The following is a 22390-nucleotide window of genomic DNA, read 5'->3' as shown; positions in this document are numbered from 1 at the left end:
GGGGCATAGCGTACAACAAAAATCATCTAATCGTATATTGCACAAAATTTTAAACCAATGAGCTTATATAACATTTTTTTACACCTGCACTCGGGGTTCAGGTATATAGTAATGGTGCTGGTTGTGGTGGCTATACTGGTGGCTTTTGCCGGCTGGTTTGGTAAACGCGCCTACACCGAGGGCAACCGTAAACTAAACATGTTTGCCATGATATCGGCACATACGCAGTTTTTGTTTGGTATAGTGCTGTATTTCGTTAGTCCGTTTGTGCAGTTTAGCAGCCAAACCATGAAGGTGGCCGAAACCCGTTACTGGACCATGGAGCATGCGGTAATGATGCTTTTTGCCATCGCTTTATTAACTGTAGGTCATTCACGCTCGAAAAAGATCATTGTACATACCGACAAACACCGCGTAATAGCGATAACGTATTCGTTAGCCTTACTCATTATCGTAGTGGCGATTATGCAAAGCGGCCGTGGCCTGGTAGGCTAATGCGAAAAAGTTTCAGAAAAAATTTGTAAATCCAAATTTCTTTCTAAATTTGTGACCACAATGATCAAAAACAACCATAAAAACTACTGGTGGCACCAATTAAATTTGGCAGCCGGAGTTATTTTTGATCAGCAAGACTAAACAATTGTAAACCTAATACAAAAACCCGGCGACCCTCATTCGCTGGGTTTTTTGTTTTACGGCTATTTTGAAAATATAAAAATGAACACTTATAAAATTACTACCACTTATAAAAAGCTACTTGCCGATACCACTACACCGGTTAGCATTTATTTACGCTTACGCGATGTTTTCCCTAATTCGTTATTGCTGGAAAGCTCAGACTACCACAGTCGCGAAAACAGTGTGAGCTACGTTTGCTGCGACCCGATTGGCGGCCTTACGCTGGATAACGGTGCCTTAAACGTACGCTACCCCGATGGCAAGCAGGAAAACTTTGCCGAAGGCGAGTTTGAACTCATTAGCTATATCAACGACTTTTTGAACAACTTTGAGACCAATAAAGTTGAGCCTAAAATAACCTCGAACGGTTTATTCGGTTACTTTACGCATGAGGCGGTGGAACATTTTGAAACAATCCGTTTAAAAAAGAGCGACGATACCACCCGCAAGATCCCGGTAATGCAGTACAACCTTTATCGCTTCATTATCGCTATCGACCACTTTAAAAACGAACTGTACATATTTCAAAACCAGCCGGAGGGACAGGACGAAGGCAGAGGTATCTCTAAAATAGAAGACCTCATCAAAAACAAGAATTTCCCTGAGTACAGCTTTAAAAGTTCTGCAGCCGAAAAATCAAACCTTACTGACGAAGGCTTTATTGCCATTGTTGAGAAAATGAAGCAGCATATTTACCGTGGCGATGTTTTCCAGATCGTGCCTTCGCGTGCTTTTTCAAAAGAATTTACGGGTGATGAATTTAACGTTTATCGTGCGCTGCGTTCTATTAACCCATCGCCGTATTTGTTTTATTTTGACTACGGCAACTTCCGCATCTTCGGTTCATCGCCCGAGGCACAGATCACTATTAAAGACCGTAAGGCGACCATCTTCCCTATCGCGGGCACGTTTAAACGCAGCGGCGATGATGAGAAGGATGCCGAGATAGCACACAACTTAAAAAACGACCCCAAAGAATCGGCCGAACACGTGATGCTGGTTGACCTGGCTCGTAACGACCTGAGTCGTCATTGTGAGCATGTGGAAGTTAAGGCTTTCAAAGAGGTACAATACTACTCGCACCTCATCCACCTGGTATCTATGGTGAGCGGCAAACTGCTGCCCGGCGTACCAAGTTTTAAAGTAGTGGCCGATACTTTCCCGGCAGGCACCCTGAGCGGCGCGCCAAAATACCGCGCTATGGAAATTATTGACGAGAACGAGAATATTAAACGCAGTTTTTATAGTGGAGCGATAGGCTTCCTGGGTTTTAACGGCGACTTTAATCATGCTATCATGATCCGTTCTTTCCTGAGCAAAAACAACACGTTGCACTACCAGGCCGGTGCCGGTATTGTGGCAGGTTCGGTAGCCGAAAGTGAGTTAAATGAAGTAAATAATAAAATTGCCGCGTTACGCAGGGCATTGGAATTAGCTGAAGAATTGTAGCAAAAGAGCTAATTGGAGTAAAATCGTAACAAAACAGAAACAAACAAATCAAAATAACGTAATAAGCAATTATCCCCTATTAATTTAAAAAGAGGTTGGGAGGTGAAATATGGAAAATAAAGTATTGATTATTGACAACTACGACTCGTTTACGTACAACCTTGTACACCTGGTTAACGAAATTGGCATGCAGTGCGAAGTATGGCGCAATGACCAGTTTAAACTGGAAGATGTAGACGCTTTTGATAAGATCATCCTGTCACCTGGCCCGGGCATACCATCAGAAGCCGGTTTGTTGTTAGACGTGATCAGGAAATATGCCCCCACTAAAAGTATGTTTGGTGTATGCCTTGGTCAGCAAGCTATTGCCGAAGTATTTGGCGGCACGCTGTATAACCTGAAACAACCTATGCACGGCATTGCTACGCCTATAAAAGTTACTGATAGCGAAGAAATATTATTTGCCGGCCTGCCCGAAACCTTTAACGTTGGCCGCTACCACTCATGGGTGGTTGACGAAAAAAGTATTCCAGATACCTTAAAAATTACGGCTATTGACGAAACCGATAATTCGGCCATGGCTTTAAGGCACAAGGAGTATGATGTGCGTGGCGTACAGTTTCACCCGGAATCAATCCTGACCGAATTTGGCAAAGAAATGATGAGAAACTGGTTAGCATCGCAGCCGGCAGAAGGCGCAGCTATTGAAAAATTAGCTACTTTAGCCCACTAATTTATTTTACACATTAAACCATGCGTTTCTTCGCCTTTAGCGGAGACTGAGGGGTTATGAATATACTTGATAAAATTGTCCTCAACAAAAAAGCTGAGGTAGCCGAAGCCAAAAAACGTACATCGCGCCGCGAACTGGAAAAAACCGAGCTTTTTGCCAGCGATTGTTATTCATTTAAAGATTTCCTGCTGGCGCCGGATCGTACCAGTATCATTGCCGAGTTTAAGCGCAAATCGCCCTCAAAAGGCATCATCAACGATAAGGTAAGCGTAGAAGATGTAACTACGGCCTATGCTGCGGCAGGCGCGTCGGCCTTATCGGTATTGACAGACACCGTATTTTTTGGCGGAAGCAAAGTTGATCTGATCAAGGCCCGCAAGGCTAACCAGATCCCGGTTTTGCGTAAGGATTTTATGATAGACGAATTCCAGGTACTGGAAGCAAAATCATTAGGTGCCGATATTATTTTGCTAATAGCAGCCATCCTTACCCCTGCCGAAATACAGAACCTGGCCTCGTTTGCCAAAAGTTTAGGACTAAATGTTTTGTTAGAAGTGCACAACCTGGAAGAACTGCAACGCAGCATAAACCCAAACGTGGATGCCATAGGCGTAAACAACCGCAACCTGGCTGATTTTACCGTTTCGGTACAAACCTCATTTGAACTGGCTAAACATATCCCCGACGAGTTTTTAAAGATCTCTGAAAGCGCCATCAGTAACACTACCGTTATTAACGAGCTTAAGCAAGCCGGCTTCAGCGGCTTTTTAATTGGCGAGAATTTTATGAAGGATCAAGATCCGGGCGCTTCGATCAGGGAGTTTGTGAAGGGGTTGAGGTAGGTTTCACTTCCTTGTCATTGCGAGCGTAGCGTGGCAATCGCGAACTTCGCATATCGCAGACTGTTCTCCGTGCGATTGCTTCGTCGTTCCTCCTCGCAATGACAAAACGGCGACTTTTCGTAACTTGGCACTCTGATTGTTAAATCAATTTTAATGAAGCAAAAATTTTATGATACTGCTGTGAAGCAGGAGCGTGCCGTGTTGGTTGGCGTTATTACCGCTAACGAAACGGAAGAACGCGCCAAAGAATACTTAGAAGAATTACAATTTTTGGTGGATACCGCCGGTGCCGAAACCGTTAAAATTTTCACCCAAAAACTAGCCAAACCGGATAGAGCCACATTTGTGGGTTCGGGTCGTTTGGAGGATATACGCGCGTTTGTTAAGCAGGAAGAAATTGATATTGTGGTGTTTGATGATGAGCTTACGCCATCGCAACTACGCAACATTGAGAATGAATTACAGGTTAAAATATTGGACCGCAATAACCTGATACTGGATATTTTTGCTAACCGCGCGCAAACGGCGCAGGCTAAAACCCAGGTGGAGCTGGCACAACTACAATACCTGCTGCCCCGCCTAACCCGCCTTTGGACCCACTTGGAGCGCCAGAAAGGTGGTATTGGTATGCGCGGCCCGGGTGAGAGCCAGATAGAGACTGACCGTCGGTTGATCCTGAATAAAATTGACTTGCTAAGGGACCGACTTAAAACGATAGATAAGCAAAACGCTACACAACGCAAAAACCGTACAGCCATGGTGCGCGCCGCGCTGGTGGGTTATACCAACGTGGGTAAATCAACCATCATGAACATGATCTCTAAATCAGAAGTGTTTGCGGAGAACAAGTTATTTGCTACGCTGGATACAACGGTGCGTAAAGTGGTGATTGAGAATGTACCGTTTTTGCTATCGGATACGGTAGGATTTATCCGCAAGTTACCGCACGATTTGGTGGAGTGTTTTAAATCGACATTGGATGAAGTGCGTGAGGCAGATCTGTTGATACACGTGGTTGACGTATCGCACCCCAGCTTTGAGGACCACATACGCGCGGTGAACGATACGCTGAAAGATATTGGCGCAAGTGATAAGCAAACCATCACCGTGTTCAACAAAATTGATGCCTTTAAGCCAATGCAAATGAACCCCGATGAAGAAGTTGAACCTGTAACGCTGGAAGATTTTAAAAACAGCTGGATGGCAAAAAACAACAGTCCGGCCATATTTATATCGGCCACTCAAAAAGAAAACATAGACGAGTTTAGGGCGCTGATCTATAAATATGTAATGGAATTACATGTGGATAGGTATCCTTATGATAATTTGTTGTATTAAAGCTAATCATTAAATACATACAAAACAGGGTGTCACCCTGAGGCACTCGAAGGGTGAGCGCAGAGGCCTTTGCCCGCATGGTTCGAGTGCCTCAGCATGACACCCTTTTTACTTACGTCAAAAATATACTATCCTTTATCTCCGGAATTATTCCCTTCTCCAAAGCCGTATCAAATAACAACTGTACCGCTTTACGTCCTTCTTCGCCCAGATCAATCGAGTATTTATTTACGTAAAGCTCAATGTGCTTGTACATCACCTCCTCGCTCATTTCCTGCGCGTGGCTGCGGATGAAGTCCAATCCCGATTTTGGGTTGGCAAAAGCATACTCTACTGATTTACGCAACACCCGGCTTATTTTATGCTGAACATCAACAGGTAAACTACGGTTGGCTACAATACCACCAAGCGGTATAGCACAGCCGGTTTCTTTCTCCCAGTAGTCACCAAGGTCAATTATTTTTTTTAAACCTTTATCTTGGTAGGTGAAACGGTTTTCGTGAATAATAAGTCCGGCGTCAACACGGCCTTCCAGTACGGCATTTTCAATATCTGAAAATACCAGCTCAATTTTATTGGTTGCCTGCGGGAAAGCTAAGCCGAGTAAAAAATTGGCGGTGGTATATTTACCGGGGATGCCGATTTTGAGTTGTGAGTTGTGGGTTGTAAGTTGTAAACGAAGGGCATCAGGATCGCCTTTGCATATCAGCATCGGGCCAACACCGAAACCCAGCGCGCTACCGGCATCCAGCAGCACATATTGATCAACCATATAGGCGTAAGCATGGTAGCTTAGCTTGGTAATATCCAGTTCGCCGCGGAAGGCTTTTTGGTTGAGGGTTTCTACGTCATCATAAAACACCTCAAAGTTCAGACCTTCGGTATCAATTTTATGGTGAATAAGGGCGTCGAAAATAAAAGTGTCGTTAGGGCAGGGCGAAAAGCCGAGAGTCAATTTCATGTTGTACGTTTTACGTTGGACGTTTTACGTGAAGAGAATAACGTGCAACGTAAAACGTATAACGTAAAACCTCACCACCTATAAAGTCCTCACCAGATCCAGCGCAAATGTATTCAGATTTTTTACAGCAAGCCCTATCTCCCAGTTGTCGCGGTTACGTTTTTCAACGTAATTTGACACTGCCCTGATCTGTATGCCCGGCACCTTCAGTTCGCGGCAGGCGTAAAAGAAAGCCGCGCCTTCCATGCTTTCCAGTTGAGGTTTTTTAAAGCGCTCGCTGATAGTGGCTATGGTTGCTTCGTTGCCGTGCACCGTGTTTACAGTGATCGCGGTAGCCTTAGCCAGTTTTGTTTGCGGGGCGAAATGGCTTAAAGTAGTAGTAGGTGCAAATATCCCGGCGCCCAGGCCCAGTTGTTCAATGCTGATGAAGCGGGCATCGTCTTCAGCACCCAGTTCGGAGAAGGTGTCCTGGGTAATTTCCAAAACATCACCCAGTTTAATATCCCGGTCAAAACTGCCCGCGATACCCAGATTAATTACCAGGTTGTACACATTATGCGGCAGGTGCTTACCCAGCGCGAAAGCCGTAGGCACCATACCCGCGCCTGTTACCAGCACCGAGCAATTAGCCACCGAAATATGGCGGGGCACAAACAGGTTTTCGGCCTCGTCGCTAGGCTGCATACCCAGCGCATCCATCAGGGGCTGCACTTCGCCTTGAGTAGCTACTACAATTAATATCCGCATGTCGTCATTTTATTTTATAAACTAAGATAATTAAATAAAGTTTAAGGTTGGCAGTTTACCCAGTACAGGGCAATCATCAAGTTGCGACTTAAACTCAAAACTCCCAACTCAAAACTAGTTTGTATATTTGCCCCACTAAATATTATGATGATACACATAACACGCAAGGAGCATTTTAACGCAGCGCATAAAATGTACCGCGATGAGTGGAGCGCCGAAAAAAACTTCGAAATGTTTGGCAAATGTGCCAACCCAAACTGGCACGGCCATAACTATAACCTGTTTGTAACCGTTAAAGGCGAAGTAACTCATGCAACCGGCTACCTCATTGATCTGAAAGAGCTAAAAACAATCATCCACGAATATGTTATTGAAAAGCTTGATCATAAAAACATCAACCTTGATGTTGAATTTATGAAAGGCAAAATGGCATCAACCGAATTGCTTTGCATTGAGATATTTAACCAGCTAAAAGCCCCTATTGAGGCTTACAAAGGCGTGTTTTTACACTCGGTGCGCCTGCATGAAACCGAAAATAACTCGGCCGAGTATTTTGGCGACTAACTCCTTACCATGATCTACGACGACGACGATAACATCCCCGACAGGAACGACGACATTAACGGCTACGAAAAAATAGACCGCTACAATCCCGAGCTTATTGAAAGCCTATCGGGCCACTATAAACAAGTATTAAAGCAACTGGGCGAAAACCCCGAACGCGAGGGCCTGCTAAAAACCCCCGAGCGTGTTGCCAAAGCCATGTTGTATTTAACACATGGCTATGATCTTAACCCGAAAGAGATCCTAAATTCGGCTTTATTTAAAGAAGAATACAGCCAGATGGTAGTGGTGAAAGACATTGAAGTGTATTCTATGTGCGAGCACCATATGCTGCCTTTCTTCGGTAAGGCGCATATTGCCTATATACCAAACGGCCACGTAGTGGGATTGAGCAAAATACCACGTGTAGTTGACGCTTACGCCCGCCGCCTGCAAGTTCAGGAACGTTTAACCAACGAAATTCGCGACTGTATCCAGGAAGCCCTACAGCCTATTGGCGTGGGTGTAGTTATGGAGTGCCGTCACTTATGTATGTGCATGCGTGGTGTACAAAAACAGAACTCGGTTACTACTACCTCGGCATTCTCGGGCGGTTTCTTCCAGGAGAAAACCAGGGCGGAGTTTTTACATTTAATTTCATCGAAGTTAAGCTAGTGATTAGAGATTAGTTGATCAGAGATTAGTTGGCTATCGGCAAACACAAATCTTTGGTTAACTTGTTATTCTCTAATCGCAATTAACTATTCACTAATTAACCAATCACTAATCTCTAACACAGTGAAAGCATACATTTTTCCGGGACAAGGCGCGCAATTTGTTGGTATGGGTAAAGACCTTTACGAACAATCAGACAAAGCGCGCGAGTTATTTGAGCAAGCCAACGAAATACTGGGCTTCCGCATTACTGATATTATGTTTAACGGTACCGACGAGGACCTGAAACAAACCAGGGTTACCCAACCTGCCATATTTTTACACTCGGTTATTTTAGCCAAAGTACTGCCTGACTTTGCACCGGACATGACCGCCGGTCACTCATTGGGCGAGTTCTCTGCTTTGGTATCAGCCAACGCTTTATCATTTGAGGATGGTTTACGCTTGGTTGCCGCACGTGCCAACGCCATGCAAAAAGCCTGCGAATTGCAGCCATCAACTATGGCGGCTATTTTAGGCTTGGATGATTTTACGGTTGAGGACGTTTGCCAGCGCGTAAGCGATGTGGTAGTTCCGGCTAATTACAATTGCCCGGGCCAGTTGGTTATATCGGGCACTATTGCCGGTATTGACAAGGCTTGCGAGCTGATGACCGAAGCCGGTGCCAAACGCGCTTTAAAATTAAACGTGGGCGGCGCATTCCACTCACCTTTGATGGAATCGGCACGTGTGGAATTGGAGCATGCTATTGTTAATACCGTTATCAATGCGCCTATATGCCCTGTTTACCAAAACATAGATGCCAAACCATATACCGATCCGGAGAAAATTAAGCATAACCTGATATCCCAGCTTACCGGCGCCGTTAGGTGGACACAAACCGTAATGCACATGATTGAAGACGGTGCCACCTCATTTACCGAGGTTGGCCCGGGCAATGTGCTGCAGGGTCTGGTCAAAAAAGTTGACCGCGCCATGCCAACGGCAAGTGCCGCCATCCAGCAATAAAATTTTAAAAGCCGCAAACTAAAGCGGCTTTTTTTTATTGTAGCTTTACGTGATCGACAAATACCATATCTAAAACATTTGAGCTACTCGGGTAAAATACGTTTAATGCTGGCGCTGCTGGCTGCCAGTTTACTGTTAACGGCAGTAATTGTACGTAAAACCTACACCCCGCAAAATAGCCTGCGCCAGGCTGCCCGCTTACTTGAAGATAACCTGCATGAAAAGGAAGAACTGGCTTACAGCCTTTTTGATACCAAGCCCAAGTTTGACCGCTTTAAAAACATGGCCATTTTTGAAATGGCCGGCCTCAAATTTGTCCAGGAAATTACTACCGATAAGCGCATATGGTTTATCACCCTCAGAAACAACCAGGTAACTTTTTGGAGCGGTATAAGGGTGTTGCCCGAAACCAACCGCTTGATTTCTATTAAAGAAGGATCATCCTTTATCAAACAGCCTAATGGTTATTATGAAGCCATCCGCAAAAATGAGGGCGATTTTTCGCTTATATTTTTCATCCCCATAAAAACAGAATATTCCTTTCAAAACAAATACCTGCAAAACACTTTTGATAAGGACCTGCTACAAACCAATAACATCGCGATAGCTGATATTACTGATAAAAATGTTCATAACATCCATACGGTAAATAACAGTTACCTGTTCTCGGTAAAAACAAACAGTAACGAAATTGACTACGGCTTTTTTTATTTCGAACTAACCATTTGGCTGCTTACGTTTTTGGTGCTGGCTATACTGGCGCAAAGTATTTGCAACTACTTTGCGTACCGTGGCTATGTATACGTTTCGTTGTTGATATTGGCGGCATTTATCGTCGGTGTGCGTTTTATTAACCTTAATTACAACTGGCCCGATCTTTCATCCCGACTCAGCATTTTTAGCCCCGCGCATTTTGCATCAAGCGCAATTTATCCTTCGCTGGGCGATCTGTGTATCAATATCCTGTTGTTAAGTTGGTTCGTTACCTTTTTGTACCAGCAACGTAGCAGGCTATTAAAATTTACCCCTAAAGCCTTTTGGGGCTACCTTATATTTATTGCAAGCATAGGTGCGCTTATAGCCATATCAACCTCATTGCTTACCCTGTTTTATGGCCTGGTGGTAAACTCAAAAATAAACTTTGACGTAACCAATGTGCTTAGCCTGTCGGGATTTAGTATTTGGGGGCTGTTAATGCTCTGCTTCGCTTTTTACATATTTCATTTGCTTAACGAGGTACTGCTAACTATTTGCAGCAAGCTAAATATCAGCGCCAAAGCCAAGCTTATCATTTTCATCACCATCATAATTGCCGTTACTGTAGCACGCGCGGTTACTGATGGATTTACACTATTCTATATCTTCTGGGCCATTATTGTATACATCCGCGCACGGGCCTACCAATATGATGATGCAAGGCTTACCTCAACCTCATTCGCCGGTATTGTATTTGTTTGCGCACTCATTTCAGCCGTATCCTTAACCAATTTTGAAGCCGCCAAAGAACAGGACACCCGTAAAGCGCTTATCCAAAAACTGGAAACACCGGATGACGTTACGGCCGATTACCTTTTCCGGAAAATTGAGGACGATATTGTAAAAGATAAAGTGGTACTGCGTTATTTTCATGATACGCTATACACCAGCAACTATCTTAAAAATCATTTTCAGAAACTGTACTTTGACGGCTACCTGTCAAAATACGATTTTGAGATACATGAGTTTAATACGCGTGGCGAAGCGCTATCGGCCGATAAAAGCTACTCGTTGGATGTGTTTAAGGACATGGTACTTTACAGCGCGTTTAAAGTATCAAAATACTTCTATCGCGAAAACGAATCGTTCGGTTTCCAGAGTTATTTTGCCATTTTACCTATTTTTAACGATAGCGAGAATATTGGCTCCATCGTGATCAGGCTTCGCTCAAAAGCGCTGCAAACGGCCACATCTTTCCCGGAGCTATTAATTGACGAGAACGTTAAAATAGATAACGACTTTAAAAACTACTCGTTTGCCTTTTACAGCGATGATAAATTACTTACCCAAAGCGGCAGCTATGTTTACAGTCTGGTAAATACCATTTTTAAAGGCGATGTTAAAAAGTATACCGTTAAAACTACCCGCACCATTAACGCGGCATGGTATAATCCTTTTGATACCTACAGCCATTTAATACATAAAACTAACCAGCGTAATCTTATTGTGGTAAGCAAGGAGCAAAACCCGGTGTTTTACAGTATAGCGGCACTTACCTTCTTTTTTGTAATACTGCTGGCCTTTAGCGGCCTGGTTATTTTGGTGATGTGGGCGTGGATGCGTATTAAAATTTTAACTATAACCAACAACCGTATTAAATGGGGCTTAAGGCTAAATTTTGATAAGCTGCTTTACAAAACCCGCATCCAGTTTTCGATGGTATCGGCGGTGGTAATTACGTTGATACTGGTAGGTATAGTAACTACGGTGTCCATCAGCACGCAATATCAAAGCCAGCAGGATAAAATGATCCGCGATAAAATATTACACATTACATCGCTTATTGAAAACAGTCTGCTGGATAAATACCTGAACGAAACCGAAGAGAACCGCATTAGCTTTGATGCCCTGGCCAGTTCGTTTTCAACCGACCTTGTGATGTTTGACCGTAATGGCCGCTTGCTATACACCACCCAGCCGCGCATTTATGAGGACGGACTGATTGTAAAGCGTATGAACGCGCGTGCCTTTATTAACATGCGTCGGCTACAACGGTCAGAATATATCAGTTCAGAGATCATTGGCTTGCTTACTTACAAAGCCGTTTATGCGCCTTTACGTAATGTTAACGGCGAAACGGTAGCTTATTTGCAGTTACCTTACTTCTCTAACCAGTTAGACTACAGCGAGCGTATTGGTTCATTACTTAATGTAATGATCAATATTTACACTATCATATTTATTGCCATTGGTTTGCTGGCGGTTATCATCGCAAGGCAAATCACCAATCCCCTAAACTTTATACAGCAAAGTTTAAGTAAAACCATGTATGGTAAAAAGAACGAGCCGATAAACTGGGACAGGGATGATGAAATTGGCGCCATGGTGAAGGAATACAATAACATGATTGCCGCCCTGGAGGACAGCGCGCAACGGCTGGCCCAAAGCGAACGTGAAAGCGCCTGGCGCGAAATGGCCAAGCAGGTGGCGCACGAGATCAAGAACCCGCTTACCCCGCTTAAACTGGGCTTGCAGCTGTTAGAAAAATCCTGGCGGGAAAAAGACCCTAAATTTGATCAGAAATTTGAGCGTTTCAGCAAATCATTTGTTGAGCAGATAGAAAGCCTTTCATCTATCGCGTCGGAGTTTTCGGCCTTTGCCAAGATGCCGGACACAAGGATGGAGAAATTCAACATTTTTGATGCTTTGAACCAGGCCGTTACCATTTTTAAACAGATGGACAACTTCGTGATATCCTATCATCCGCCAGAAGAGGGCTTTATCATCAATGCCGACCGCGACCAGCTTTTACGCTGTTTTAATAACCTGCTTAAAAACGCTATTGAAGCCACTCCGCCCGAAAGATACGGCCAGATTGATATCACCTTTGAAATGAACAGCACCAATATCCTGCTGGTGATTAAAGACAATGGTAACGGCATACCCGAAGGCATGCGCGAAAAAATATTCGAGCCTAACTTTACCACAAAAAGCTCGGGCACCGGGCTGGGCCTTGCCTTCGTGAAAAATTCGATAGAAAACGCGGGCGGTAAGGTATGGTTCAAAACTTTCACTAACGAAGGCACCACGTTTTACCTGAGCTTGCCGGGTGCACAGTAAACTCTACAGTTATTCTGCACATTGTCAGATATTTATTTGGATGCTGATTACTTAAATTATATATTTACTTTTGCATATAAATTAATTAATTTAAACTAAGAAAAAAAGATTGATGAGATATTTTATACTTGTTTTCTTGTGCGCGCTTAATTTTACTGCATCAGCCCAGTTCTGGCAAAGCTCACCAAAACCTGTTCGTGTTGACCTTGCGCCCATAGCATCACACGTTTATAACGATAATATTACACTCACTTTTACCCCGGCCGTTTTAACAACCGTCGAATTACCAAAAAAACATCTGAACGTAATGAATATTGTTGAAGCGGCTTTACTTAAAGAAGCTAAACACAATATGCGTTTCAGGATATATGATGTAGCCAGCTATAACTTTGCCGATCTGGCCGCTTTATACATTCAGCAAAACCGTTTTTCTGAAGCTAAATGGTACCTGTTACAAAGCACTACCATATCGCGCAAGCAAAACAATAATAAACTTACCCTGTCAAACCTGCTTTCCCTGGCCAAAATTAAAACCGAGCTGGGCGAATTTGCTTTAGCTAAAGCCGATTTGCAGGAAGCACATGAAATTGCACTTGCCATTGGTTTAAATACCGATGTTCTGGATATCAACAAAAAATTAAACCTGCTAGCCAACACCAAACCGGCTGCTGTTAAAACAGAAACTCGTTACGCTGAAGCTGTAGAAATTGCTAACGCAAAACCACCTGTTAACTAAACATTATTTTGCTGTTTTATAACAATAAAGTAAAATACATCGGGTTTATATAAAAGAGTAAAACATTATTGTAATATTGTTACTTGTTATTAGTCTAATGAGGCAGAGGGATATTCTGTCTCTTTTTTTACATTAGCATTTTAATAAAAGGCACAAGTATTGATGTTTTGTTTAACACCTGATTTAAAGACAGTAAAAGATATGTTTAAGAGATTTTATTTTGTACTAGCCCTGGGTGCTGCTTTGGCTTGCAACGCGGCTCCGTCAAAACCGCTACCGGTTGATGGCTCATCAAACTTGCAACCTACAGATCAGCAAACTTTGGTTTGTAAAACAGTGGCCGGTCTTATATCAAATTATAACTATAAAAAAGTACCGCTTAATGATTCGCTTTCGGCCGAGATCTATAAACGCTATTTAAAAAGCCTTGACGAAAACCATAACTACCTGTTAGCATCAGACGTTAAGGAGTTTGAAAAATTTAAAACTGTGTTGGATGATGACATTAAAGCCGGTAACCTGGCTAACGTGTTTTACATGTTCAACGTGTTTCAAAAACGCTATGCCGAACGCATAAAATACTCGTTGGCCCAGCTAAACAAAACTTATGATTTTACCCAGAACGACGCGTTTACTTATGACCGTGCCGAATTGCCATGGGCAAACTCAACCGCCGACCTTGACCGCGATTGGAGCAAACGTGTTAAATACGATTTGCTTAACCTGAAGATGGCTACGCCGGATATGGCAAAAAATAAAGAGACGCTGAAAAAACGTTACGAGAACCTGTTAACTCAAAATGACAAGCTGGTTAGCGATGACGTTTTCCAGATGTTTATGGATGATTTTACACAGGCTATTGATCCACATACCAATTACTTTAACCCGTTTAACGCGGCGCAGTTTGGTATGGAAATGAAACGATCGTTAGAAGGTATAGGCGCTACGTTGGAAAGCAAGAACGAATACATTTGCATTAACAGCCTGGTAGCCGGCGGCCCTGCCGATAAAAGCCACCAGATAAACAATGGCGACCGTATAGTAGCCGTAGCTCAAGGTAAAGACGGCGAGTTTCAGGATATTATTGGCTGGAGAATTGACAACGCCATTAAACTGATACGTGGCACCAAAGGTACTTTGGTTAAACTTAAAATTCTTCCGCAAGGTAAAGCAGTGTCTGATCAGCCTAAAGTGGTTGAGATCATCCGCGAAAAAATTGTGTTGAAAGATCAGTTAGTGAAACGCGAAGTACGCAACTACAACAGCAATGGCAAAAATATTAAAATAGGTATTATCAATGTACCTGCTTTCTACGCAGATTTTGACGCCTACAAAGCCGGCGACCCTAACTACCAAAGCACCACCCGCGATATGAAACTGATCATAGACAGCCTGAAACGCGAGAATGTTGACGGTATCGTGGTGGATTTGCGCCAAAACGGCGGTGGCTCGTTAAACGAGGCTATTTCACTTACCGGTTTGTTTGTTAAAATGGGCCCGGTAGTACAGGTTAAAGATACCAATGGCGAAATTGATGTAGATAAAGACAATGATCCGTCGGTTGCTTATTCTGGTCCGCTGGCAGTATTGATCGATAGATTTAGCGCTTCGGCTTCTGAGATATTTTCGGGCGCGATACAGGATTATGGTCGTGGTATCGTGATCGGTACCCAATCATACGGTAAAGGTACCGTACAAAGCCAGATAGATATGGATAAGTATATCAACTCGTCTATTGCCAACCGCATATCATCAGCTTTGAAACCGGCTCCAAAAACTACCAATACCGGTAGTGTAACCAATTACGGTCAGCTAAATTTAACTATAGCTAAGTTTTACCGTATTAGTGGTAGCTCAACCCAGCATAAAGGCGTATTACCGGATATTAATTTCCCATCGTACATCCCGCTGGATAAATATGGCGAAGACACCGAACCATCGGCACTGCCTTATGACATGATACCAAAAAGCGAATATGCCGCCGTAGGTAGTTTTGCTACCGTAATACCTGAGTTGACCAAACTACACGATCAGCGTATGTTAACCAACCCGGGCTTTAAAAGTATCACTCAATCTATCGCCGATTACAAAAAGAACGACAAAGAAAAATCGGTAACGCTAAACGAGGCCAAACTGAAAAAACAACGTTCGGACGACGAGCAAAAAACTTTAGATCGTGATAACGCAATCCGTACATCATTAGGCAGACCGGCCCTAACCAAAGGCCAAACTAAACCTAAAAAAGAAGATCTGGACATTTTTAAGGTAGAAGCCGGCCAGATATTAACCGACTATATCACTTTAGAAAATAAAGTAAGCCGCGTTAATTAAACCGGCCTTATAATCAAATATTTGAAGATCCCGCGCTTGCAAAAGACGCGGGATCTTTGCTTTTAAAACTAATTACGCCCTCGACTGGTTGTTAGTTAAGTATGGCACGAAAACCACTGTTAACATTCACCGACAAAGGCATCTATTGCGCACAAGGCAAGTTTTACATCGACCCATGGAAACCGGTAAACGACGCCGTGATCACCCACGCCCACGCCGACCATGCGTACTGGGGGCATAAAAATTACCTGGCGCATCACCTGTCCAAAGAAGTATTACTTTACCGCCTGGGCGATATTAACCTGCGAACTATTGAATACAACGAAACGGTAGTTAAAAACGGTGTAAGTATTTCCTTATTTCCTGCCGGACATGTAATCGGCTCTGCACAGATCAGGGTGGAATATAAAGGCGAGGTATGGGTAGTATCCGGCGACTACAAAACAGAGGACGACGGCGTATGTACGCCTTTTGAGCCGGTACGGTGCCATCACTTTATATCCGAGTGTACCTTCGGAATGCCCGTGTACCAATGGAAACCCCAAGTGCAGATATTTGATGAAGTAAACAACTGGTGGCGGCAAAATGTAAACAACGGTGTGGCCACGGTTATTGTGGGCTACTCGCTTGGCAAGGCGCAGCGCATTTTGCAAAACCTTGATCTATCTATCGGCAAAGTTTATACACACGGCGTAATTGAAAACACCAATGAGGCGCTGCGTCGCAATGGAATCATATTAAATCCAACGTATCGAATTACACAAGACTCTGTTAAAGAAGAAGTACGCAGAGGCATCATCATTGCCCCGCCATCATCGGTAGGTACGCCGTGGATGCGTAAGTTTGGGCCATACAGTTTTGGCTACTGCTCGGGATGGATGGCTATCCGTGGTGCAAAACGCAGGCGTGCCGCCGATCGCGGTTTCGTCATGTCTGACCATGCCGATTGGGATGGCCTCATCAGTGCTATTGACGCCACCGGCTGCGAGAGCGTTTATTTGACACATGGTTATACAGCAACCTTTGCGCGTTATTTAAGTGAGATAGGTTTTGATGCGCATGAAGTGCATACGCTGTATGGTAATGATGAAGCCATAGAATTAGCACCAACCGAAGAACCGGAAACTGAAAACGCGGAAGGAGTTACGGTATGAAAGCCTTCGCCCAACTCTTCCTCTCGCTTGACGAAACCAACAAAACCAATGAAAAAGTTAAGGTTTTAAAGGACTATTTTAACTGCGTACCCGATACCGATAAAATGCATATGCTGGCTTTATTCACCGGTCGCAAACCCAAACGGGGCATCAATGCTACTCAAATACGTACCTGGGCAACCGAGGTGAGTAACATCCCCATCTGGCTGTTTGAAGAAAGTTATCACGTGGTAGGCGACCTTGCCGAAACCATGGCCCTGCTCATGCCCCAAAACACCACCGGCACCAGCAGCAAAAACCTGACGGAGTGGATAGCCGAGCTCAACAACCTCAGCACCAAAACCGAGGAAGAACGCAAGCTATGGCTCATGGAAAGCTGGGCCGTGTTGGATACCCAGGAACGCTTTGTTTTTAACAAATTGCTTACCGGCAGTTTCCGGGTGGGAGTTTCTCAGAATTTGGTAATTAAAGCTTTGGCGGATATCACCAAACTGGATGCCGCCACCCTAACCCACCGCATTATGGGCAACTGGATGCCGGAGACCTATACCTACGAACAACTGGTACAGGAACAAGGCGCGTCGGATGATATCTCGCGGCCATATCCTTTTTTCCTGGCTTACCCGATTCAGGAAACTTCTGAGAAACAAAAATCTGCGGATGACCTTAAATCCGCTTTAGGCGATGCCGCAGATTGGCAGGCCGAATGGAAATGGGACGGCATACGCGCGCAGCTCATTAAGCGGGATGGGCAGATCTTCATCTGGACCCGGGGCGAGGACCTGGCTACGGATAAATTCCCGGAGCTACACCCGTTTTTGAACGAACTGCCCGACGGCACCGTGCTGGATGGCGAGATTCTCAGCTTTCAGAATGGCTTGCCGATGCCGTTCAATGTTCTGCAAACCCGCATAGGGCGGAAGAATTTAAGTAAGAAAATTTTGCAGGACAGTCCCGTGGTACTCATTGCCTACGATTGCCTGGAATACGCCGGCAACGACATTCGCACCAAAACGCAGAGTGAACGGCGGGTGGTTTTGGAACACCTGCAGTCGGCTACCAGCTATCCGGACATATTCCGCATTTCGGCGCTGATCGGGTTTGGGAGCTGGGATGAGTTGGCCACAGTGCGCGAACAATCACGAGCCATGATAGCCGAGGGCATTATGCTGAAACGCAAAAGCGCAACTTACCAGGTGGGCCGCAAGCGTGGCGATTGGTGGAAATGGAAAATTGACCCACTATCCGTGGATGCCGTAATGATCTACGCGCAGAAGGGTCATGGCAGGCGGGCGGACCTATATACCGATTACACCTTCGCCGTTTGGGATGGCGATAAGCTGGTCCCTTTTGCTAAGGCTTACTCGGGACTTACGGATGCCGAGATCAACAAGGTTGACTATTTTATTAAGCGCAATACGCTTGAAAAATTCGGGCCGGTACGTACGGTTAAGCCTGAGCTGGTTTTTGAGATCGGTTTTGAGGGGATCAACCGGTCAACGCGGCATAAATCGGGCATCGCGCTGCGGTTTCCGAGGATACTGCGGTGGCGGCAGGATAAGCCGAAAGAGGAGGCTGATACGCTTGATAATTTAAAGGCCCTGCTGGGCGACTAACGTGGCGCAGTGTAGCGCTGTATGCGTAGCACGCTACACTGCTACACCAGGTGTAGCAGCGCTACAGCACTTGTTATCAGGTGGTTGAATTTTTTGGTGGCGATGTTTTGTCAGTAATTGTTGCTACACCCGGAATCGTTATTTATTCACAACACCTTTGTTCCTGTCCCGACTTCTGAAATTGGGGTTCTTGTCGCTTGTATAGGCCCTTCACGCACGTCTTGCCCCGCTCTTCGCCGCGGAGGCGCATTTCTTTTGTCATAGCCACAAAAGTAACAGCCATCCGCGGCGATTGAGCGGCCGATGTTAGCGGCTGGATAAGGAACAAATGTGATGAACGATAAAAACGATATAGTGCGACAGTCGGGCAAGCCACGTGCATGAAGGGCCTGTAAAAGCAATATGCGAATAGGCTACATGTCTAAAGGGGATTATTAATGTTTTATTTTTTAAGTTATTAATGAGCTCCCTACGGTCGGTTTCCTACACTCGTGCCTCGTTCATAATGACGAGCGGATATGAGTGAGAATTAAAACGTCTCCAACCGTGCTTTCACCATTTCCATCAACCACATCGGCGTGGAAGTAGCACCGGCAATGCCAACAGTTTCATTGGCGCCGAATAACATCGGGTCCAACTCATCCACAGAAGAAATGAAATAAGTATTAGGATTATGTTTGCGGCAAACTTCGTAAAGCACTTTACCGTTTGATGATTTTACGCCGGAAACGAATACCACCTTATCTACACTTTTGGCAAATACCGGCAGATCCTTGTCGCGGTTAGATACCTGGCGACAAATGGTGTCATTAGCATTCAGTTCATACCCGCGAGCGATGAGTTCATCCTTCACCTGGTAAAACTTGTCCATACTTTTGGTGGTTTGGCTGTATAGGGTGATGTTATGCGGAAGCTCCACGTTATCCAGCTCGGCAATATCCTGGAAAACCAGGGCCTCGTTATTGGTTTGGCCCTGCAGGCCAATAACCTCGGCATGCCCATGCTTACCAAATATCAATATCTTCTGGTTATCGTCATACGACGTTTTGATGCGGTTTTGCAGTTTAAGCACTACCGGGCATGAGGCATCAATAAGGGTGATGTTGTTTTCTAAAGCGGTGCGATAGGTATCCGGAGCTTCGCCATGGGCGCGGATGAGGACCTTTTCGTTATGTAGGTCTTTGAGCTGGCTATGGTCAATAATGCGCAAACCGCGGTCTTTCAACCGTTGTACCTCTTCGTCATTATGTACAATATCGCCCAGGCAATACAGGTAGCCATCTTCGGTCAGGATATCTTCGGCCATATCAATAGCGTAAATCACCCCGAAGCAAAAGCCCGAATCCTTATCAATGGTAACTTGTAAATTGCGTTCGCTCATATCGTTTACAAAAATACAGATTTATTTAATTGCTATTACTGCTGCAGGGCCGCAAAAAATATAAACTGACAAGCTAATAACACCGCACCTGTTATACTTTGTTTTTTAAAGCCAAATTTTTCAAAGGCAAACAGCATCGCGGTGCTGATGAAAAACCAGCTGCCATAGTTTTTTGAAGGTACTTCGCCACCCACCCAGTGCCAGTAATCAAACTTTCCGGCCACCGCCTCAATTAAAATATCCAGCGTAACCATAATAAGGGCACCACCCAATACGCGCCACCAAATACTATCAAACTCCAATAAAGCCAAGGCACTACCTGTTGCGTATACCAACAGAAACCAGTTTACGCCTATAATAAGCGGCACACCGCCTGTTTTTATACCTAGTGTTGCGCCATAATGGTATTTGCCAAAAAGCCATTCCTTGTTAATGCCTATCCATTCTACGCCATAACCGGCAACAAATACTAATGCAAAAAACAGGATGAATTTTTTATCGAAGGGTTTATGCTCAACCCCTAATAATACCAGCATCAGCAATAAATGATAGGGCACTATCTGTAAAAACCAGGGTTTTAACGCCGGTACCGAAAAACCGATCAATCCCACCAAATGAAATACCATTACCAGCAATGCCGTTACAGGCATGCGGCGTTTGTAGGTGGGTATCTCTATATCTTTCGGCCTTTCCATACGTTGGTTTTGGTGAGGTGTTTTTGTATAGCGGTAAATGCGATAAGCGCCAGGCTAAACATTTGCAGCGGGTGCAAAAATACATTATAAAGGGCATTTTGTTCGGCCGAAAGCGAAACCATAACCCGGCTTAAAATAATTAAGGCCAGCATAAAAAATATCAGCTGGTAATCCATCGTCATGATAACGATCATGGGGCCGCCAATGATCAATACGATATACACCAAAAACCAGATGATATTATAATTAAATGCCGCCAAAAAATTTTTACTGAAGCCATTCACAGCTTCCCGGTAGTTATTATACATGCGGCAGCTGATCATGCCATTGGCCAGCAAGGCTTCGCCATTATGCTTACCGGCTTTAACCAGGCGCATAATTTCCACATCCTCCACCACTTTTTCTTTAACCTGCTCATGCCACCGGTGCTTACGGTATAGCCCGGCATCAAACAACATAAACTGACCGCTGGCCGCCGCCACCGTATAGTTTTTTACCAGGTATACAAGGCGCAGGGGCAATAAAGTAAGCAATATTAAATGCATTAGCGGTACTACCAGGTGCTCGCCCTGGGTAAGCATTTGTTGGTTGGTAAACAGGCTTAGCAAGCCAAGCTTACGAAAATACATACGATGCACCGCGCTGTTGATCAGTCCGTTTTCAAGCTGCTCGTCCGCATCAACAAATAACAAAAAATCGCCATGTGCCTGTTTGGCCAACTGGTGACAGGCCCAGTTTTTACCTATCCAGCCTTTAGGTAATGGCTCGCCTTTAATTACGCTAAAACCGGCATGCTTTGCGGCATAATCAGCGCATAGCCGGTAGGTGTTATCGGTAGAGTCATCATCCAAAATAGTAACCTCATAATTACTATAATCCTGCGCGGAGATTGATTGCAGCAGGCTTAAAATATTATCTTCCTCATTGCGGGCCGGAATCAGGATAGAGACCCTGTCCTGGTAATGATGCGCCACGCGCCGCAGCTTTGGGTCCGACAGAAAATTGAACAGCGTTACCGTAAAGCGCAGTATTATAAAGAAAAAAATAACGGCAATGGCTATGATCACTATTTTACTATTTGGGTTTGCTGCAGCCGGGCCGCATGGTAATGTTGCTGGTAGGCCGCTTGCAATTGGTCGATAGTGGTGTAATTGCTTTCGGCACTTTTTATATAAACGTAAGCAGTTGGTTTTTTGTACTCAAAATACTCTATAAAAGTAGCACAAAATATCAATTGATGCTTACCTGCCGCCTGTTCTATTATGCGCATCACACCCTTTTCAAACACTACCTCATCAACAAAATTAGAATACAGTTTTCCTTGCGGAAACATCAGCACCAGGTTATCCGGCTCGCTTAATAATTGCGCCGCATAATCTAAGGACTCCATAATACTTCTGGAATTTTTATCAACAGAAAAAGCCCCGCCATATTTCAATATAGGCACCCGCCGGGCAGTTTCTTCCAACAACATGCCGTAAAAAGCTTTATTAAACAACTCGCGGTTAACATGATGCAGCACAACACCATCCCACCAACCAAAATGATTGGCAATTAACAGTACCGATTTGCCGGGGGCGATAGCAATTTCGTTAAAATTTATAGCCCTAAAATGGCTACGCGTAGTAAAGCGCAAATAGGTTTTTAATACCCAACCGATGAGGAAATTTCGCTTCGGGCGTATCAT

At 44.4% G+C, this 22390-nt stretch carries 19 protein-coding genes; 13 read left to right on the top strand and 6 right to left on the bottom strand.

Going from position 1 to position 22390, the window contains the following annotated elements:
• Window positions 1-57 precede the first annotated feature (57 nt).
• The 5 genes from AC59JT_RS20435 (at window position 58) to hflX (ending at window position 5040) form a co-directional block, all read left to right on the top strand.
• On the top strand, window positions 58-495 hold the full coding sequence (locus AC59JT_RS20435) for a cytochrome B (RefSeq protein ID WP_497402678.1): 438 nt from the start codon (window positions 58-60) through the stop codon (window positions 493-495).
• Window positions 496-717: 222 nt separating this feature from the next.
• Window positions 718-2127: an anthranilate synthase component I family protein gene (locus tag AC59JT_RS20430; protein ID WP_497402676.1), complete on the top strand. Its 1410-nt coding sequence runs from the start codon at window positions 718-720 to the stop codon at window positions 2125-2127.
• Between the two features lie 109 nt (window positions 2128-2236).
• Window positions 2237-2860, top strand: coding sequence for an anthranilate synthase component II (locus tag AC59JT_RS20425; protein WP_497402674.1), 624 nt, complete (start codon window positions 2237-2239; stop codon window positions 2858-2860).
• Between the two features lie 56 nt (window positions 2861-2916).
• On the top strand, window positions 2917-3702 hold the full coding sequence (gene trpC, locus AC59JT_RS20420; protein WP_497402672.1) for an indole-3-glycerol phosphate synthase TrpC: 786 nt from the start codon (window positions 2917-2919) through the stop codon (window positions 3700-3702).
• Between the two features lie 153 nt (window positions 3703-3855).
• The gene (gene hflX, locus AC59JT_RS20415; protein WP_497402670.1) at window positions 3856-5040 is read left to right on the top strand and encodes a GTPase HflX; all 1185 of its coding nucleotides are present in this window, start codon (window positions 3856-3858) and stop codon (window positions 5038-5040) included.
• Window positions 5041-5152: 112 nt separating this feature from the next.
• Here hflX and AC59JT_RS20410 read toward each other — a convergent pair whose 3' ends face one another.
• Together AC59JT_RS20410 and mqnB are read right to left on the bottom strand one after the other, a co-directional pair.
• A complete protein-coding gene (locus AC59JT_RS20410; protein WP_497402668.1) occupies window positions 5153-6001 on the bottom strand; it encodes a menaquinone biosynthesis family protein in 849 nt (282 codons plus the stop codon).
• Window positions 6002-6079: 78 nt separating this feature from the next.
• Window positions 6080-6748, bottom strand: coding sequence for a futalosine hydrolase (mqnB, locus tag AC59JT_RS20405; RefSeq protein WP_497402666.1), 669 nt, complete (start codon window positions 6746-6748; stop codon window positions 6080-6082).
• Between the two features lie 147 nt (window positions 6749-6895).
• On the opposite strand from mqnB, the gene AC59JT_RS20400 reads away from it, so the two are divergent.
• The 8 genes from AC59JT_RS20400 (at window position 6896) to AC59JT_RS20365 (ending at window position 18627) form a co-directional block, all read left to right on the top strand.
• On the top strand, window positions 6896-7312 hold the full coding sequence (locus AC59JT_RS20400; RefSeq protein WP_497402686.1) for a 6-pyruvoyl trahydropterin synthase family protein: 417 nt from the start codon (window positions 6896-6898) through the stop codon (window positions 7310-7312).
• 9 nt (window positions 7313-7321) lie between these two features.
• On the top strand, window positions 7322-7966 hold the full coding sequence (gene folE / locus AC59JT_RS20395; protein ID WP_497402664.1) for a GTP cyclohydrolase I FolE: 645 nt from the start codon (window positions 7322-7324) through the stop codon (window positions 7964-7966).
• 123 nt (window positions 7967-8089) lie between these two features.
• Entirely contained in the window at window positions 8090-8974 is an 885-nt protein-coding gene (gene fabD, locus AC59JT_RS20390) for an ACP S-malonyltransferase (protein ID WP_497402662.1), read from the top strand.
• Window positions 8975-9052: 78 nt separating this feature from the next.
• On the top strand, window positions 9053-12790 hold the full coding sequence (locus AC59JT_RS20385; RefSeq protein ID WP_497402660.1) for a sensor histidine kinase: 3738 nt from the start codon (window positions 9053-9055) through the stop codon (window positions 12788-12790).
• 112 nt (window positions 12791-12902) lie between these two features.
• Window positions 12903-13526 carry a hypothetical protein gene (locus AC59JT_RS20380; protein WP_497402658.1) on the top strand — a complete coding sequence of 208 codons (624 nt, stop codon included), beginning with the start codon at window positions 12903-12905 and terminating at the stop codon, window positions 13524-13526.
• Window positions 13527-13727: 201 nt separating this feature from the next.
• Window positions 13728-15857 (top strand): carboxy terminal-processing peptidase, encoded by a 2130-nt coding sequence (locus AC59JT_RS20375; protein ID WP_497402656.1) that lies wholly within the window; start codon window positions 13728-13730, stop codon window positions 15855-15857.
• 101 nt (window positions 15858-15958) lie between these two features.
• Window positions 15959-17011 (top strand): ligase-associated DNA damage response exonuclease, encoded by a 1053-nt coding sequence (locus tag AC59JT_RS20370; protein ID WP_497402654.1) that lies wholly within the window; start codon window positions 15959-15961, stop codon window positions 17009-17011.
• Window positions 17008-18627: an ATP-dependent DNA ligase gene (locus tag AC59JT_RS20365; RefSeq protein ID WP_497402652.1), complete on the top strand. Its 1620-nt coding sequence runs from the start codon at window positions 17008-17010 to the stop codon at window positions 18625-18627. The genes AC59JT_RS20370 and AC59JT_RS20365 overlap by 4 nt, the downstream gene beginning before the upstream one ends.
• A gap of 529 nt (window positions 18628-19156) precedes the next feature.
• Here AC59JT_RS20365 and AC59JT_RS20360 read toward each other — a convergent pair.
• The 4 genes from AC59JT_RS20360 to AC59JT_RS20345 are packed head-to-tail and all read right to left on the bottom strand — an operon-like array spanning window position 19157 to window position 22390.
• Complete coding sequence (locus tag AC59JT_RS20360) at window positions 19157-20008, bottom strand: 4-hydroxy-3-methylbut-2-enyl diphosphate reductase (RefSeq protein WP_497402648.1); 852 nt, start codon at window positions 20006-20008, stop codon at window positions 19157-19159.
• Between the two features lie 35 nt (window positions 20009-20043).
• Complete coding sequence (locus AC59JT_RS20355; protein WP_497402644.1) at window positions 20044-20703, bottom strand: carotenoid biosynthesis protein; 660 nt, start codon at window positions 20701-20703, stop codon at window positions 20044-20046.
• Window positions 20682-21770 carry a glycosyltransferase family 2 protein gene (locus AC59JT_RS20350; protein ID WP_497402640.1) on the bottom strand — a complete coding sequence of 363 codons (1089 nt, stop codon included), beginning with the start codon at window positions 21768-21770 and terminating at the stop codon, window positions 20682-20684. Before AC59JT_RS20350 ends, AC59JT_RS20355 begins: the two co-directional genes overlap by 22 nt.
• Window positions 21770-22390, bottom strand: a complete 621-nt coding sequence (locus tag AC59JT_RS20345) for a lysophospholipid acyltransferase family protein (RefSeq protein WP_497402636.1) — start codon at window positions 22388-22390, stop codon at window positions 21770-21772. The genes AC59JT_RS20350 and AC59JT_RS20345 overlap by 1 nt, the downstream gene beginning before the upstream one ends.

The organism is Mucilaginibacter sp. A3364, assembly GCF_059690715.1.
This window is presented reverse-complemented; position numbering and strand designations above follow the sequence as displayed.